Origin of the sequence: Microbacterium aoyamense, assembly GCF_023155855.1 — a bacterium.
GTDB lineage: Bacteria > Actinomycetota > Actinomycetes > Actinomycetales > Microbacteriaceae > Microbacterium > Microbacterium aoyamense.
Genome location: NZ_JAKNUT010000003.1, coordinates 31058 through 45389, shown reverse-complemented (window position 1 = coordinate 45389; position 14332 = coordinate 31058). Strand labels below are relative to the sequence as shown.

At 67.1% G+C, this 14332-nt stretch carries 15 protein-coding genes; all 15 read right to left on the bottom strand.

Translation table 11 applies throughout. The annotated features are described in order from the left end of the window. Positions 1-4: 4 nt before the first annotated feature. Positions 5-1222, bottom strand: coding sequence for a cytochrome P450 (locus MA876_RS09420; RefSeq protein WP_248148117.1), 1218 nt, complete (start codon positions 1220-1222; stop codon positions 5-7). A 51-nt stretch (positions 1223-1273) separates the two neighbouring features. Beyond that, entirely contained in the window at positions 1274-1759 is a 486-nt protein-coding gene (locus tag MA876_RS09415) for an HtaA domain-containing protein (protein ID WP_248148115.1), read from the bottom strand. 133 nt (positions 1760-1892) lie between these two features. Beyond that, positions 1893-3161 carry an MFS transporter gene (locus MA876_RS09410; RefSeq protein ID WP_248148114.1) on the bottom strand — a complete coding sequence of 423 codons (1269 nt, stop codon included), beginning with the start codon at positions 3159-3161 and terminating at the stop codon, positions 1893-1895. 9 nt (positions 3162-3170) lie between these two features. Beyond that, positions 3171-3494: a hypothetical protein gene (locus tag MA876_RS09405; protein ID WP_248148112.1), complete on the bottom strand. Its 324-nt coding sequence runs from the start codon at positions 3492-3494 to the stop codon at positions 3171-3173. A 296-nt stretch (positions 3495-3790) separates the two neighbouring features. Further along, positions 3791-4822: a 3-keto-5-aminohexanoate cleavage protein gene (locus MA876_RS09400; RefSeq protein ID WP_248148110.1), complete on the bottom strand. Its 1032-nt coding sequence runs from the start codon at positions 4820-4822 to the stop codon at positions 3791-3793. A gap of 1 nt (position 4823) precedes the next feature. Further along, entirely contained in the window at positions 4824-5612 is a 789-nt protein-coding gene (locus MA876_RS09395; RefSeq protein ID WP_248148108.1) for a citryl-CoA lyase, read from the bottom strand. Between the two features lies 1 nt (position 5613). Then, a complete protein-coding gene (locus tag MA876_RS09390) occupies positions 5614-7188 on the bottom strand; it encodes an AMP-binding protein (RefSeq protein WP_248148106.1) in 1575 nt (524 codons plus the stop codon). Continuing rightward, a complete protein-coding gene (locus MA876_RS09385) occupies positions 7185-7973 on the bottom strand; it encodes a CoA-transferase (protein WP_248148104.1) in 789 nt (262 codons plus the stop codon). Before MA876_RS09385 ends, MA876_RS09390 begins: the two co-directional genes overlap by 4 nt. A 7-nt stretch (positions 7974-7980) precedes the next feature. Then, positions 7981-8880: a CoA transferase subunit A gene (locus tag MA876_RS09380; RefSeq protein WP_248148103.1), complete on the bottom strand. Its 900-nt coding sequence runs from the start codon at positions 8878-8880 to the stop codon at positions 7981-7983. Further along, entirely contained in the window at positions 8877-9704 is an 828-nt protein-coding gene (locus MA876_RS09375; RefSeq protein WP_248148101.1) for an SDR family NAD(P)-dependent oxidoreductase, read from the bottom strand. Before MA876_RS09375 ends, MA876_RS09380 begins: the two co-directional genes overlap by 4 nt. Further along, positions 9701-10468 (bottom strand): SDR family NAD(P)-dependent oxidoreductase, encoded by a 768-nt coding sequence (locus tag MA876_RS09370; protein ID WP_248148098.1) that lies wholly within the window; start codon positions 10466-10468, stop codon positions 9701-9703. The genes MA876_RS09375 and MA876_RS09370 overlap by 4 nt, the downstream gene beginning before the upstream one ends. Next, on the bottom strand, positions 10465-11610 hold the full coding sequence (locus MA876_RS09365) for an acyl-CoA dehydrogenase family protein (protein WP_248148096.1): 1146 nt from the start codon (positions 11608-11610) through the stop codon (positions 10465-10467). Before MA876_RS09365 ends, MA876_RS09370 begins: the two co-directional genes overlap by 4 nt. 58 nt (positions 11611-11668) lie before the next feature. Continuing rightward, entirely contained in the window at positions 11669-12034 is a 366-nt protein-coding gene (locus MA876_RS09360) for an EthD family reductase (RefSeq protein WP_248148093.1), read from the bottom strand. Continuing rightward, positions 12031-12966, bottom strand: coding sequence for a TIGR03619 family F420-dependent LLM class oxidoreductase (locus tag MA876_RS09355; protein WP_248148091.1), 936 nt, complete (start codon positions 12964-12966; stop codon positions 12031-12033). Before MA876_RS09355 ends, MA876_RS09360 begins: the two co-directional genes overlap by 4 nt. After that, positions 12963-14228: an NAD(P)/FAD-dependent oxidoreductase gene (locus MA876_RS09350; RefSeq protein WP_248148089.1), complete on the bottom strand. Its 1266-nt coding sequence runs from the start codon at positions 14226-14228 to the stop codon at positions 12963-12965. Before MA876_RS09350 ends, MA876_RS09355 begins: the two co-directional genes overlap by 4 nt. Between the last annotated feature and the right edge of the window lie 104 nt (positions 14229-14332).

Sequence of the window (14332 nt, the reverse complement as noted above, 5' to 3'; positions counted from 1 at the left end):
CCGGTCAGCGGGCGCGAAGGGTCATCGGCATCTCGGCGAGGAGACGTGCTCCGGGAGAGTCGTTCCCCCAGACGACGTCCCCTGCGAACTCGGGAATGAAGCGTTCGTAGAGCTTGGAGAACGCCACGGACATCTCCAGTCGAGCGAGGTGCCGACCGAGGCAGTTGTGCACGCCCGAGCCGAACGTGATGCCCGGTCCGTCGTTCCGGGTGATGTCGAACGTCATCGGCGAGTCGTAGCGCCGCTCGTCGAAGTTCGCAGACTTCGTGAAACCCACCATCCAGTCCCCGAAGCGGATCTCCTGACCGCCGAATTCGAGGTCGCGATTGGCCACCCGAAGGCGGGTCGGAGAGTTCGCGGCATGCCGGATCACTTCGTCGACCGCGCTGTTCATGAGCTCGGGATTCGTCCGGAGCAGCTCCGCCTGGTCGGGGTTCGCCAGCAGCAGCCACAGCCCGTAGGCCAAGGCGTTGCGCGTGTTGCCGACCGCTCCCTCGAGGAGGATGAAGATCGTCGCGGTCGCCTCGTGGAGGCTCATCGGCTCGCCGTCGACCTTGGTGCTGACCACTGCGGACAGGAAGTCTTCCTTGGGCGCCTTCATCCGGTCCGCAGCCAGCTGACGCGAGTAGTCCCAGATGCCGTTGTGATCGTTCTCGGAGCGTTCGTCCTCCGTGCTGGGAACGAACCCGCGCCCGCTGGCGTACACAGCGCGCTGGACTTTCGCCCAATCCTCGTCGGGGACCCCGTACCAGTGCAGGACGACCCGTGTCGACACCGACAGCGCGAACCCGTTGACCGCTTCGTCGATGCCCGTCTCCGCCAACTCGTCGAGGATTCCGTCGATGGTGTCATCGGTGAGCTGACGGAGCTTGCCGATCGCCGGCTTGCTGAAGTGACGGTTGAACGGTCGTCGATAGACGTCGTGCATCGGATTGTCGAGGAAGGGCATGAGCACGTCGAACCCCTGCGCGTGGCGCTCCTCGGGTGTCATCCGCTTCGGCGAGCGCGGAACATGCACGTCACGGCGATTGCTGAAGTCACGATCGTTGAGCAGCAACTCCTCGAGATCGTCGTGGCGGGTGACGGCCCAGAAGTCCTTGCCGTATCGGGCGTCCTCGGTCCAGTGCACCGGGTCCTCGTCACGAAGCCGCTGGAACCCCTCGAGGTAGGCGTCCGTGCGGTACCAGCGCGGGTCGAGCAGCTTCTCATCGAGATCGTTCAACGCAGACATCCCTGTCCTTTCGTCGTGTTCGTGGACGGCGGCGCCGCCGGGTCAGCGGGCGATCACGATCCGCAGGGGATCGAGCTCGGTGCCGCGCGGGTACACACTGCCCAGCAGCGCTACTCCGCGGCTCGTGAGTCGCGGAGCGTCGCCGGTGATGACGAGCTCGCGGTCCGCGATGCGACGCTCGACCCCGTCCTGCTCGGCGATGACGATCGACCCGGCACGATGCTGCTCGGCCACGCTCACCGTCAGGACGTCGCCTACGACGCGCACGGTGATGTCCCGGAGGGTGATGTCCATCAGCCCGCCGTGCGCGAAGTATCGCACCGCCCCGTCCGCGACGAAGACGTACGCGTCGGGGTCCGCCTCGCGCCCGACCCTCATGCAGGGGAATCGTGCCTCCGTCGCCGGGGCATCCCACTCGATGCGACCGTCGTCGAGGCCGCGGACGTACTCGCGCAGCGAGCTCTTTACACCCCACTCGAGGCAGGACAGGGCGACGATGGCCTCGCTCGTTGCGATCGCGCTGGGCATCTGGGCCCCCTCACCTTTGTCGACGAACCCGTGCATGTCTGGATCCAGTATCGAGCGCACCGCTCCTGCGGCCAATGCATTTATCCGCCGATAATAATGCATGCGACGCTACCAATCAGGAAGCATGGCGGGGTCAGGCCGGATGACCGCGGGCGGGCGGAAAACGCCCATGCTCCCCGGCGATTGCGACCGACAGCACGGCGCTGACGGCGCAGACCACCGCGGCGCCGATGAACACGACGAGCGGGGCGGTCCACGCGCCGCTCGTCGACCACAGTGCGCCGATCAGCGACGGCGCCGACGCTGCGGCGACGTAGCCGATGCCCTGCGTGACTGCGGCGAGAACCCGTACCTGATCTTCGTCTCTGGACACCCGTACGACGAGAGTGAACAGCAGGGTGTACCCGCCGCCCTGTGCGAATCCGCTCAGGCTCATCCACACGGCCCAGCTTTCGGAAGCCACGAGCAATCCCACGGGACCGATGACGTACAGCGCTTCGAGCGCCAGGAGTGCGCCGAACATCCCCAGCCGCCTCTGCAGCCACGGTGCGACGAGCGCACCGGGGACCGCCGCGATCTGCAGAACGCCGGCTGCAGCGCCCGCCCCGATCGGTGTCATTCCGACCTCTTCCCTCAGGATCGCGGGAAGCCAGGCCGTCAGGCCGAAGTAGACGAAGGACTGTCCGGCGAACGCGAGGGCGAGCGTGACAGCGGTGCGATGCCACCACCAGCCGCGCGAGGCCGGCCGTGGACTCGCGTTGGTCCGCGGGCACGCGTTCGGTCCCGGCGATGCGAACCGGACCGCACGACGCCGGAACGCGGGGCGCAGCCCGACCGCAAGGATCCAGGTCACCGCGGCGAGGACCACGAGGACGCACCAGAACGCCAGGGCGACCCGCCAGCCCCACAGAAGAGCGAGGGGCGCTGTCAGGGCCGAGGTGATCATGCTCCCGAGGTTGAGAGCCGCGGTGAACATGCCGGAGGTCACGTCGACACGGTCCGGCGCTACGTCTCGACGGACGACCACGGGGACGGCGATGTTCCCGACCGCGATGAAGGCGCCGATGAGGATCGTGCCGACGAGCGCTGCAGCGGTGTCACCCGAGGACCGGACGATGACGCCTATCCCCACCCCCAAGATCGTCGTGGAGATCGCCAGGTTCGGTCCGAGCAGGCCGACGGCGCGCGCGGCGAACGGGGTCAGCACGGCGAAGCAGAGTGCAGGCAGCCCGGTGAGCAGACCGACGGTCGCGGCATCCCAGTTCAGATCCGCGCCGATGTCGCCGGCGATCGGGGCGACAGCGACGAACGGGGCGCGCAGGACGAAGGCGAAGCACACCAGCCCGACGCACAGACGCCACCACACCGCCGATGAGTTCGAAGCGCGTTGCGGCGAGGACATCCGTTCGCGTCAGCCGACCGTGCGGACGACGGACACGCGTGAGCGGATGCGGCGGACGCTCTCACCCCAACGGGCGGTGAAGTCGCCGATGAGCGCCTGGAACTCGGCGGACTCGAGAGCAGCGTCGACGGCGGCGGGCGAAGCGAACTCGTAGGTCGCGTAGTGGACGCGACCGTGCTCCTCACCCTCGCTCCAGAAGCGCCATCCGCGCGCAGCGTGCAAGCTGGTCACCGCCTGGAGGAGGTGATCGTCGTACCAGCGATCGAATTCGACGATGTGGGTGGACTCTTCGACCACCGCGCGGATGAAGAGGTACCCGAGGCCGGGGTTCATCCCGCGCTCGGGGCCGGATGGACGGGCTCCGGGACGGAAGCCGTGGCGAGATCCGTCACCGATGCGAGGAACGCTGCGACATCGGCGCCCGAACCGGCTCCTGCTGGTGTTCCACACATGAAGTGCCTCCTCGCACATCGATTGCTCGAGTCTTGTACGCGTCGCCGATGCGGTCTCGAGCGGGACCGCTCGCCGTTCCCCGCGCGCATCGCATCCGCTTTCAGGGCACGGCAGCACGCGTGGTCCCGGTCGCGGCGCCACGTGAGCGGGCGCCGCGACCGGAGGGTGTCACGCCGTCAGGCGGTCGCTCCGACGAGAGGCTTGACGCCGAAGATCTCCCGGTACTCGGCAGGTGTCGCCACCTCGCGGCCGAGTGCCTCGACGATGGTCTTGATCTGGAGGAACGCCTCCAGATTCGAGGTGATCTTCTCGTCCTTGTGCGGATACTTCCACACGGTGTCCTCCATGCCGACGCGGATGTGCAGTCCCAGTAGCGCGGCTGCCGTCGCGAGGAACACGGATGCGCGACCGGCGGCGCAGACGAGGATCTTCGCCTCCGGGTCGACATCGCGCACCAGCTCGACCAGGCGCAGGAGCCCGGTGAACATCTGGTGCGGGTTCTCCATGGGGCTCGCTCCCGGAATCGAGGGCAGAACGCACCACACCTGGCCGGGGCCCAGCAGACCGCTGCGGAACAGGAATCGCTCGGCGTTGTTCACGTCGGCGTCGGTGTACACCGCGACGATCGGCGCGGCGCCGGATTCCAGGATGAGTCGCGTCTTCTCGATCATCAACGGTGCGGGCTTCGCGAAGAGGGCGTCGCCGTTGTAGAGCACAGCCGTGTTCACGGGCACGCCGTCGAGGATGTTGTCGTCCAGCGCGAGCTTCATCTCGTCCCACTCGCCCTTGAGGGCGGTGACGTAGCAGCCGTCGACCGAGATGCCGGCGAACTCCTCGCGGAGAGGGTTGACGACCGCCTTGAAGCGATCGCGGTCGAGCACGTTGTACCCGTTGTCGCCTCGCATGTGCAGGTGGATCGCGCTGGCGCCCGCACGTGCGCACTCCTGGGCGTCCTTGAGGATCTCCTCCGTCGTGATGGGCTGGTTCGGATTCGCGTTCCGCGTGTAGAACGCGCCGGTGATCGCGCTCTGGACGACGATCTTGTCGGGCACGTTCCACTTGGGCTGGATCTCGCCCTCGTGGAAGTAGGAGTGCGAGGGATCGATGATCTCGGGGAAGCCGTACGGCCTCCAGATCAAGCGGCCGTCGGCGCGCTCCACGCCCTGCTGGACGCGGTCCCAGTGAACGGTGTTGTCGTCAAGTCCCATGTCAGGCTCCTGTCGTTGCTGCGGTGGTGGCGAGATGCTCGGTCATCGGCGAGCCGATGTACTCGCCGTCTTGGATGTATCGGAGGGGTCGGTTCTGCTCGATCTCCTCGATCACGTGCGCCATGAGACCGGGGAGGACCGAAAGTACGGCGAACGCGACCGTCTGGTTCGCCGACCAGCCGAGGTCCGACCCGATGGCCGCCAAGGCACCGTCGATGTTGATCGGGATGCCGGTGCGACCGGTCTTGCGGACGAACGCCTCGTGGATGGCCTGGAACTGCTTGATCGACTCCCCCGCGAGTCCCAGCTCGTCCGCGAGCTCGAAGAGGATGTCCGCGCGGAAGTCGCTGGTCTTGTGGATCGGATGACCGAACCCCGGCAGTCGCTTGCGCGCCGCGACGTACTCGTCGACGATCCGGTCGGCTCCGACTTCGAGTGACTCGTCGCCGCGCAGCTCGGCGGTGCGCTGCAGCAGGTGGTAAGAATGCTCCGGCGAGAGCGTGTTGCTCCCTGCGGCGAGAATCCCTCCCGCGACCGCGGGAATGAACTGCGGGTTGCCCGAGGCGATATAGCGCGCGGCGGTGATCGTCGAGGCGACGTAGCCGTGGTCCAGGAGGCTGTTGAGGATCGCATCGACCAGTCGCCGTTCGCCCGGCGTCGGGATCCGGCCCGTGATCGAGAGGAACGCGCCGTCGGCGTACGTCGCCTCGGACATGATCTCGCGCAGCGAGTATCCCCGGAGGTTCACCTCCCCCTCGACAACTTCGCTCACAGCGGTGCTGAAGTACATCTCATCTCCCTCCTTCACGTACGCGACGTGCGTCGAAGGCCGTTTCGGGCACCCCTCGCGCGCGCAGTTTGTGCTTCTCGACCTTTCCGGTCGGTGTCATGGGCAGGTCGCCCACGAAGTCGATGAATCGCGGTACCGCGAAACTCGGGAGGATCTGCGAGACCCGCTCACGTACGTCGTCGGCCGAGAGGGTGCGCCCGTCGCGCAGGACGATCGCCACCATCACTTCTTGCCCCACGACATCGGACGCGATGCCATAGCAGGCGACGAGCTCCACTTCCTCGAGCGTGAGCACGGCCTCCTCGACCTCCGTGGCGGCGATGAACTCGCCGAAGCGACGGATGACGTCGTCGATGCGCCCCTCGAACCACAGGTTGCCGTCATCGTCGAACCGCCCACGATCGCCCGAGTGGAACCAGAAGTTGCGCCACGCCGCGACCGTCTTCTCGGAGTTCGCGAAGTAGCCCTGGAACATCGAGTACGGCTCGCGGGAGCGGATGCAGATCTCGCCGACCTCGCCGGTCGGCACCTCGTCATCGCCCTCGCCGCGGATCGTCACCTCGAACTCGGGGATGACCTTGCCGGCCGAGCCGACCCTGTGCTCGCCCTCGAGGCCGCCCCACACGGGGATCGTGCCCTCGGTGGAGCCGTACGCGTCGATGATCCGCATCCCGAATCGCTCTTCCATCTCCAGATGCAGGTTGCGCGGCACCATCGCCCCGTAGGCGACACGGATGGAATTGTCGGGCGAACCCTCCTGTGCGCCGAGCAGTGCGAGCAGAGAGCCGACGAAGACGAAGACGGTCGCTCGAGCGTCGGCCACCTCACGCCAGAAAGTGGACCTGCGGAAGCCCGGAGCGATGAACACCTCGGCCCCCGCCACCAGCGCCGCCATCACGCCGTAACCCTGGGCTTGATTGTGATGCAGCGGCAGGACGACGAAGATGCGGTCCTCCGGACGGATGCCGGCTTGCCGAGTGGCCTGCCAGCCGTTGGTGTAGTGCTGTCCATGCGGAAGGATCACACCCTTGGCGGGGCCTGTCGAGCCCGAGGTGTACATGATCGCCACCGTGTCGGCGCGCGTGATGGCGGGAAGCGGGGCCGCGGCAGATGACTCGATGGTCGCGAACGACACGGACTCGATCCCCTCGATGTCGGCGTCGCCCCCCACCGTGACGAGGAGGCGAAGGGAGGGGAGCTCGGCTCGAAGGGCGTCGAACTGCTCGACGTAGCGAACGTCGGTCACGACGCCGGCTACCGCGGAGTTACGCAGCGCATGGAGGAGCCGTTCGCTGCCCATCGCAGGGTTGAGCGGCACCTCGACGATGCCTGCTGTCGCGAGACCGAACCACGCCGAGACGAACTCGGGACCGTTGTCGAGCATGATCCCGACTCTGTCCCCAGGCGCAAGACCCCTCGCGAGGAATCCCGAAGCAGCTCGCTGCGCGGATTCCCACACCTGCCGGCGTGAGATCTCGCCACCCGGATGGGCGAGGAAGACGCGCTCGGGATCCTCCGCGGCGTTGCGTTCGAGCAACGCCGGAAGGTTCCGGAGCTCGGGCGGGTGGATGGTCATCTCCGCAGCGCCCCCTGCGCGTCGATCCGCGAACGGAGCAGTTCCAGCTCCTCGGCCGTGGGGCCATCCGTGACCGGAACGTCCTCCGGGACGATGATCTCGAAACCGGTCGCCGCCACGACATCGTCTACGGCGACGCCCGGGTGAACCGACTTGAGCCGCGCGCTGCGGGTCTCCTCCTCGAAGTCGAACACGCACAGCGGAGTGATGATCGACGTCGGACCCGCATTGGGCAGCCCGAGGTCTTCGCGGAGATTGGCTTCGCCGCGACCGTATCCGACCGCCGAGATGTACGCGACGCGATCGACCAGCACCCGCGGGTCATGCGAGTTCGTCACCAGGTGCCACGTGCCGTTCTGGACGGTCGCGTTGGTCGTGCCGATCGGACCGGGTCCTCGGAACTTGAGCTTCGTGTGATCGTCGCCGATGCCGATCATGTTCGAGTTGCCGAACCGATCGATCTGGATGCCACCGCAGAAGAAGACCCCGTTCGCTCGGTGGCGCTGATTGTTGAGGAGCTGATCGTGCTGGTAGTAGGCCTCGGCCCAGCGCATCGCGCCCACGTCCGTAATGAATTCGAACTCCTCGATGACAGGAGTGTCGCGCAGATAGGCCTTCGTCATCGCGATCATCACCGTCATGTTCGGGCCGTGCGCGAGGTGGCCGAGCAGTGCGCCCGCGCGCGGGACGGGAAGGTTGGCACCGACCTCGACCCACTGACCGTCCTTGAGCCCGTGCGCGATCACGGCCGCCATGACCTCTTTGGGATATGCCGTCTCGTTCATATGTGCCTCAGAACTCGTTCAGGGAGAGGAGGGTGCGGATGCCGACGCGCTCCAGATAGTCCGCGTGATCGGCGGGGCCGACGATGTACTCGTCGAGGTAGGCGTCCAGTTCGGACCGATCGTCCGACTTCAGCCAGGTGGTCGCCGCAGCGAGGTAGCCCTGGATGTGCGCGGCATCGGGAACGTAGTAGCCGTCGGCCGAGTACGGGTGCGAGCCGAACGGAGCGCGGATGACTCCGGTCGCGCCTGGGATGCTCGTCCTGAGCGGATCGGCACGGATCTGTTCGGGCGAGACGATCTTCTCGACGGAGACGAAGGTCTTGTCGGCCGCGTTGTACATCGCGATGTCGCCGTAGCGTGTGCCGTTGTGCTGGACGTTGCCGTAGATGTCGCTGACGGCGGCGTGTAGCAGGCATACGTCGATGTCGATCGCGGGAACCGCGATGAGCAGCTCGCCGTTGATCGGATCGCGGTACTGCTTGAGTCGCGGATTGATCACGGGGAGGTCCGTTCCGAGTCCCGCCCGCCACGGGTTGTAGGGCACGCGTTGCGCGGAGGCCCGCAGACCCGCGTAGAAGTGCGCTTCGTCGAGTTCGAAAACGTCGATCGACCCGTCCTGTGCCGCCTTGCGGAACGCCGGGCCGATTCCCGCGAAGCCCTCTGCGCCGATGTAGGGGGTGATCACGTGACTCGCGACGCCCGCCGCGATGAGCAGATCCGTCTCGAGGCCCGCAGATGCCGCACCGACGATCGTCAGATCGCGACGGCCGTCCTTGATGAGCTGGCGAACGACCGCCATGGGGTGCCCGGAGTTGATGAATCCGCCGACGGCGACCGTCATCCCGTCCTCGACCTGGGCCGCGACATCCGCGACGTCGATGACCTTCGATGCGCGCACTCCGCTCATCGGGTCACCTCCCATTCCGCGACGTGGTCCACGCGGTAGTCCGTGCGGTACCACCGCGGATGACCGTGGATGGTCTGTCCGCCATCGATCGGCACGGCGACGCCCGTGATGAAGGCTGCATGGTCGGAGCTGAGGAAGAGGACGAGTTCTGCGACGTCCTCGGGAAGGCCCAGGCGTCCGACGGGCGTGTCCGATACGAGGATGTCCCGGTGCGCCTGACCGTTCTCGCCGGCGAGCATCGGCCCGGTCATGCCGGTCTCGATGACCCCGGGCTCGACGCAGTTCACACGGATGCGGTGATTGCCGAGCTCGGAGGCGAGTCCCGTCGCGAGCATCTTCAGCCCGGCCTTGGTCGCGCAGTAAGCGCCGAGGAGGTCGGAGTACTGGGACGCACCCGACGACGCGTTGATGACGATCGATCCACCCGAGCGGGCGTCGACCATCGCCTGCGCGACGGCCTGGCAGACGAAGAACGTGCCGTTGAAGTTGACGTCCACGTGCCGGTGCCACTCCTTGAGCGGCTGCTCGAGCAGGCCCGAGAACTTCCCGTACCCCGCATTCGCGAACAGCGCGGTCACCGGTCCGACGGCCGCGATCGCGGCCGCGACACCCTCCAGCACGGCATCGGAGTCGGTCTGGTCGACTGCGGCCGCATGCACACGGACGCCCTCCGCCTCGCAGAGCCGCACGGTCTCTGCGAGAAGCTCGACCTTGCGGTCGAAGACGACGACGTCACGGCCCTGTCGTGCGAATCCGACCGCTGTCGCCTGCCCGATGTCTCCGGCCGCGCCTGTGACGAGTGCCGCCCCCTGTGGTGCGCTCATAGTGCCGTGTACCCTCCGTCGAAATGAATGACCGCACCCGTCATGAAGCGGGATGCGTCCGAGATGAGAAAGACCAGGGGTGCGCCGATCTCGGCGGGATCGGCGATGCGACGCTGCGGCACCTTGCGCAGCAGTGCGGTCGTCGCCGCCTCATCCGCGAGGACGTCGCCGGGCATGTCCGTTGCGAAGTAGCCGGGCGACAGCGCGTTGACGCGCACATCCTCGCGGGCGAGTTCGACGGCGAGCGCGCGAGTGAGGCCGACGACACCTGCCTTGCTGGCGGCATAGGCCGCCTGTCCGCGAACGCCGACTGTCGCCGCGAGCGAGGAGATGTTGACGACCGACGTGCTGCGGTCGTTCCGGCGATGCCGCAGGAACGCCTGCGTGGCGATGAAGGTGCCGGTGAGGTTGACGTCGAGGATGCGATCCCAGTCCGCTTTGCCCACGTCCAGGACTGCGGCCTGGTGGGCTTGAGCGGCGTTGTTGACGATCGCGTCGAACGGGCCTACCGCGTGAGCGAGCTCGCCGAACGTCGTCGCCACGGCATCCTCGTCGACCGCGTCGAGCACGCGGTGCTCGGCCGACCCGCCGGCGGCGGTGATCTCGTCGACACGCGCGCGAAGGAGGTTCTCACGCCGACCGGTGAGGATGACATGGGCGCCCGCTTCCGCGATGGCACGGGCCCCCGCGGCACCGAGTCCACCCGATGCGCCGGTCACGATCACGACCCGACCGTCGAGGCGGAACTCGTCGAGCACGCTCACAGTCGGATCCCCATTCCGCGTGCGATGACGATCTTCTGGATCTCGTTGGCGCCGCCGCCGATCTCGAGGTACTTACAGTCACGGTAGTGGCGTGACACGGCGTACTCGTCGGAGAACCCATAGCCTCCGAAGATCTGCACGGCTTCCCGTGTCGCCGACACGTAGTCTCGGGTCGCGTTGAGCTTCGCGATCGATGCGACCGTCGATGCGTCCGGGTCGCCGGCATCCAGCAGAGCTGCAGCATGCATCGTGAGTGCGTGATTCGCCTCGATCGCGACGCGCATCTCGACGAGCTTCTCGGCGATGAGCTGGTGGCCCGCGATCGGCTTGCCGAACGTGCTCCGCTCCTGCGCGTAGGCGAGGCAGAGATCCAGCAGGTTCTGGAGTGCACCCACGCTGAGCGCCGCGAGGAGAAGCCGCTCGTTCGCCAGGCCCGGCAGCATCCCCGACCAGCCCTTATCGACCTCTCCCAGTACGTCGCTGGCGGGCACACGCACGTCGGTCAGGAAGACCTCGCACAGGTCGATGCCCTTGAGACCCATCTTCGCCAGCTTGCGGATCTCGACCCCGGGGAGGGCTGGGTCGATCATGAGGGTCGTGATGCCATCGTGCTTCCTGCCGTCCGTCGAGGTTCGCACACCCGTCACGATGACGTCGGCCACCGCGGCTCCGGTGATGAAAACCTTCGAGCCGTTGACGACGTAGTCGTCTCCATCGCGCACGGCAGCCGTGCGGAGCGCGGCGGCGTCGGAGCCCGAACCCGGCTCGGTGAGGGCGAACGCCACGTTCTTGCCCTGGAGGATGGCGTCGAGCCACCGCTCCTTCTGCTCGACGGTGCCCAGGCGTTCGATCGCCTCGGCGCCCAACACCCAGAGCGAGAAGTATGCCTGGCCGATCACGAGGTTGTGGCGGGCTAGCGCTTCGTGAACCACGACGAGATCCTGTGCACTCGAACCGGCACCGCCGGCCTCCTCCGAGACGGGGAGGGCGGACCACCCGCCTTCGGCGAGTGCGTCCATGACTTCGCGGGGATACCGCGCCTCCCGATCGAGAAGTGCGGAGTATTCGTCAGTGACGAGGCGGGAGCAGATCTGATCGATCGCCTCGACGATCAGTCTCTGATCCTCGGTCAGCTGCGCCATCGCGTTGTCCTCCACTTCGAGCCCGACTCATAGAGAGTCGCATCTTGTCTGACAATTGTCAAATGGTTCGTTTTTGTTCATTGTCTGACGAGCGAGATCGCCAGGATTGCGAAGGATCCACGACCGTCCGTTCCTCCACGACAAGCGTTTCCACCGTCGCGACGAACGTCCGCTCATGATCGTGGACGACTCGACCCGCAGGGCTGCCGAATGCGATCCGCGCAGCATCCACGTCGTCGAACCAGAGCTCGACCATGCCGTCGTACGGCCACGGCCGATGGTGCGCGATCGCCGGGTTCTGCCGATAGCCGCGGAGCCCCGGAAGCCGTTCGACCAAAGCGGTGTGCTCGTCCTGCCAGATCCTCAGGAACTCCTCGCGATCGAGATCCGCACGACGGGTGATGAGTGCGACCATCTTGATCATCGGACCGACGCCAGGTCGTCGTCGAGCCGGCCGAGCACGTCGCGCGTGCGCTCCGGCGATGCCCATGAGACATCGCACACGAACCCTCCCACACCCGCGTCGACCAATTGATGAAGGTAGGTGCGGAGGGATGCCTCACCCACCGCGCTCGAGCGAACGGGAACCCTCGCGACCGCCGTCGTGGAGGCGTCCCCCGCACGCTCTCGGAACCGCGCGATCCGCTCGAGCGCGGCCGGAATCGGCGTTCTCACCGGATCCAGCACGGTGAGCCATCCCTGACCCCGACGGATCGCGCGGTCCATCGCCGCCTCGCCATCGCCGGCTACCAGGACGGGAAGAGTGACCTGCGCCGGGGTCGGCAGCGTCACGAGACCATCGCTCAGACGGTATGGACCATAGGCGCCGGGGCGCGGACGACCCGTCCACACCTCGCGCAGCACGTCCAGACAGGCGTCCAGGCGCGCCCCTCGCCCCGCGAACGGCACGTCGAGCGCCTCGAACTCCTCGGCCAGCCATCCGGTTCCGACGCCGACGACGACGCGTCCGCCGCTCAGTCGATCGAGCGTGGCGATCTGCTTGGCCAAGATGATCGGCTCCCGGAGCACGGGGACCGTCACCGCGACGCCGAGTCCGATCCGGGGCACGGCGCCGCCGATCGTGGCGAGCGCGACCACCCAGTCGAACCACGCCACGTCCGGTGCCCCCGGGAACAGGCCGTCCTTTGAGTAGGGATACGGCGAGCGCTGGTCCTCGACCATGAGGTTGTGGTCGCCCATCCACACGCTGTCCAGCCCGCACCCCGCGACGATCGCGGCGAGGCCCACGTGGTCGTGACCCCCAGGTGGGGAGGGCGGCATGCTGACGCCTGCCCAGAACGGCGGCGGCGCGACGGCTCCTCGACCGGAGGCGGATCCGCCCGCGGCCTCGGTCACGTGCGTGCAGCCCCGGCGAGATCCTTCAACCCGATGGAGGTGTCGGCGAGCAGATCCACCGCGACGGTGCGCCGTGCGGGAACGAGGGACTTGCCCTGAGCGAAATCCCTCGTGCTGTTGATGCAGTCGAGCGCGATCACGACACCCTCGCGCAGGTAGGCGACGGTGAACGACCCGGACTCGACGTCGCCGCGGACGACGAAGTCGTCGTAGTCGTTGAAGAGCCCCACCGTCTGCAGCTTGGTGTCGAACTGATGCGACCAGAACCAGGGGGCGGCTTCCGTGCGCTCCCCCCCGCCCGTGATCGCCTCCGCGACCCCCTTGCCGACTTCGACCGCGTTGGGGACGGACTCCAGCCGGACCTGCCGCCCGTTCGAGTAGGCGTTGACCCGGTTCGCGCAGTCGCCGGCGGCGAACACGTCGGGATCCGACGTGCGTCCGTCGGCATCCGTGTCGACGCCGTTGCTGCAGATGATCCCCGATGCGCGAAGCGGCTCGATGTTGGGCACGAGCCCGATGCCGACGAGCACCAGATCGGCGGGGACGACCTCACCGTCTGCGAGTCGCACACCGGTGACGGCACCGTCGCCGTCCGAGGTGATCTCCTCGACGACGACTCCGGTTCGCACGTCGGACCCGTGGAACCGATGCAGCGATGCGAAGTACTCGGAGACGGGTGGCGAGGTCACGCGCGCGAGCAGACGATCGAGGGCCTCGAGAATCGTCACCCGAGCGCCTTTCTCCCGGAGAACCGCCGCCGCCTCCAGGCCGATGAAGCCCCCGCCGATGACGACCACATCATGGATGTCCGCCGAGTGCGCCCGAAGCAGGTCGGCGTCATCGAGCGTGCGGACGCTGAGCACGCCGTCGATGCCGGTGCCGAGCGGCAATCGGCGTGCGCTTCCACCTGCCGTCCAGACGAGCCGCCCGTAGCCGAAAGTGCGATCCGTGCCGCAGTGCACCTGGTGCGCCGCGCGGTCGATCTCGACGACCGACTGGCCGAGTTCGATCGAGATGGCGCTCTCCTGCCAGAACGCCTCCGCCCGGAAGAGCAGGTCCTCTGCCTCGCGCTCACCGCGGAGGTAGGCCTTCGTCAACGGCGGCCGTTCATACGGGAAGTGGCCGCCGGCCTCCAGGATTCGGATCGAGCCTTCGAACCCCGCCGAGCGGAGCCCGACGGCGACCTGCGTGCCCGCCTGGCCCCCGCCGACGATCAGCACGTCCGCGTAGGCGGCCGATGCCGCTGAATCCGCGTGATCCATCATCCGACTCCGTTGTTCAAAGGACTGCGATGACTACAGTGTGCGTCGTCGATTGAACGCGTCCAATGCATGTCCTGCGTCGAATAGATGCAATGTGCGCAGAT

Coding starts and splice junctions, on each gene's coding strand:
- MA876_RS09395 (WP_248148108.1), bottom strand. CDS start 5,612: ATGTACTTCAGCACCGCTGTGAGCGAAGTTGTCGAGGGGGAGGTGAAC.
- MA876_RS09400 (WP_248148110.1), bottom strand. CDS start 4,822: ATGGGACTTGACGACAACACCGTTCACTGGGACCGCGTCCAGCAGGGC.
- MA876_RS09410 (WP_248148114.1), bottom strand. CDS start 3,161: ATGTCCTCGCCGCAACGCGCTTCGAACTCATCGGCGGTGTGGTGGCGT.
- MA876_RS09365 (WP_248148096.1), bottom strand. CDS start 11,610: ATGGCGCAGCTGACCGAGGATCAGAGACTGATCGTCGAGGCGATCGAT.
- MA876_RS09375 (WP_248148101.1), bottom strand. CDS start 9,704: ATGAGCGCACCACAGGGGGCGGCACTCGTCACAGGCGCGGCCGGAGAC.
- MA876_RS09360 (WP_248148093.1), bottom strand. CDS start 12,034: ATGATCAAGATGGTCGCACTCATCACCCGTCGTGCGGATCTCGATCGC.
- MA876_RS09390 (WP_248148106.1), bottom strand. CDS start 7,188: ATGACCATCCACCCGCCCGAGCTCCGGAACCTTCCGGCGTTGCTCGAA.
- MA876_RS09380 (WP_248148103.1), bottom strand. CDS start 8,880: ATGAGCGGAGTGCGCGCATCGAAGGTCATCGACGTCGCGGATGTCGCG.
- MA876_RS09405 (WP_248148112.1), bottom strand. CDS start 3,494: ATGAACCCCGGCCTCGGGTACCTCTTCATCCGCGCGGTGGTCGAAGAG.
- MA876_RS09385 (WP_248148104.1), bottom strand. CDS start 7,973: ATGAACGAGACGGCATATCCCAAAGAGGTCATGGCGGCCGTGATCGCG.
- MA876_RS09415 (WP_248148115.1), bottom strand. CDS start 1,759: ATGCCCAGCGCGATCGCAACGAGCGAGGCCATCGTCGCCCTGTCCTGC.
- MA876_RS09350 (WP_248148089.1), bottom strand. CDS start 14,228: ATGGATCACGCGGATTCAGCGGCATCGGCCGCCTACGCGGACGTGCTG.